Below are 1,780 nucleotides of genomic sequence, written 5' to 3'. Positions count from 1 at the left end.
GGCTTCCATATCTGGCCTATCAACCCAGTCGTCTACTGGGAGCCTTAACCCCTCAAAGGGGGTGGGAGTACTCATCTCGAAGCAGGCTTCCCGCTTAGATGCTTTCAGCGGTTATCCTTTCCGAACGTAGCCAACCAGCCATGCCCTTGGCAGGACAACTGGCACACCAGAGGTTCGTCCGTCCCGGTCCTCTCGTACTAGGGACAGCCCTTCTCAATACTCCTACGCGCACAGCGGATAGGGACCGAACTGTCTCACGACGTTCTAAACCCAGCTCGCGTACCGCTTTAATGGGCGAACAGCCCAACCCTTGGGACCGACTCCAGCCCCAGGATGCGACGAGCCGACATCGAGGTGCCAAACCATCCCGTCGATATGGACTCTTGGGGAAGATCAGCCTGTTATCCCCGGGGTACCTTTTATCCGTTGAGCGACGGCGCTTCCACAAGCCACCGCCGGATCACTAGTCCCTACTTTCGTACCTGCTCGACCCGTCAGTCTCACAGTCAAGCTCCCTTGTGCACTTACACTCAACACCTGATTGCCAACCAGGCTGAGGGAACCTTTGGGCGCCTCCGTTACTCTTTAGGAGGCAACCGCCCCAGTTAAACTACCCACCAGACACTGTCCCTGATCCGGATCACGGACCCAGGTTAGACATCCAGCACGACCAGAGTGGTATTTCAACAATGACTCCACAACCACTGGCGTGGCCGCTTCAAAGTCTCCCACCTATCCTACACAAGCCGAACCGAACACCAATATCAAGCTATAGTAAAGGTCCCGGGGTCTTTCCGTCCTGCTGCGCGAAACGAGCATCTTTACTCGTAATGCAATTTCACCGGGCCTATGGTTGAGACAGTCGAGAAGTCGTTACGCCATTCGTGCAGGTCGGAACTTACCCGACAAGGAATTTCGCTACCTTAGGATGGTTATAGTTACCACCGCCGTTTACTGGCGCTTAAGTTCTCAGCTTCGCCAACCCGAAAGTTGACTAACCGGTCCCCTTAACGTTCCAGCACCGGGCAGGCGTCAGTCCGTATACATCGCCTTACGGCTTCGCACGGACCTGTGTTTTTAGTAAACAGTCGCTTCTCGCTGGTCTCTGCGGCCACCACCAGCTCAGAGTGCAAGACTCATCACCAGCAATGGCCCCCCTTCTCCCGAAGTTACGGGGGCATTTTGCCGAGTTCCTTAACCATAGTTCACCCGAACGCCTCGGTATTCTCTACCTGACCACCTGAGTCGGTTTAGGGTACGGGCCGCCATGAAACTCGCTAGAGGCTTTTCTCGACAGCATAGGATCATCCACTTCACCACAATCGGCTCGGCATCAGGTCTCAGCCTTAACATGTGACGGATTTACCTACCACACGGCCTACACCCTTACCCCGGGACAACCACCGCCCGGGCTGGACTACCTTCCTGCGTCACCCCATCGCTTACCTACTACCACCTTGGATCGGCGGCTCCACCACGTCCCTTTGTCCGAAGACTCCAGGCCGGCTTCACGGCCTTAGCATTAATGGATTCGATATTGGGCGTTTCAAAGCGGGTACCGGAATATCAACCGGTTGTCCATCGACTACGCCTGTCGGCCTCGCCTTAGGTCCCGACTTACCCTGGGCAGATCAGCTTGACCCAGGAACCCTTAGTCAATCGGCGCACACGTTTCCCACGTGTGTATCGCTACTCATGCCTGCATTCTCACTCGTGAACCGTCCACAACTCGTTTCCACGGCTGCTTCACCCGGCACACGACGCTCCCCTACCCATCACA

At 56.0% G+C, this 1,780-nt stretch carries 1 rRNA gene; it reads right to left on the bottom strand.

The annotated features are described in order from the left end of the window. Nucleotides 1–1,780, bottom strand: a 23S ribosomal RNA gene (locus AB0C46_RS40670); the annotation flags it as partial.

It is taken from the genome of Streptomyces sp. NPDC048637 (assembly GCF_040650675.1).
Lineage (GTDB): Bacteria > Actinomycetota > Actinomycetes > Streptomycetales > Streptomycetaceae > Streptomyces.
Note: the sequence above shows the minus strand (reverse complement) of the source record. Positions and strands in the feature narration are given on the sequence as shown.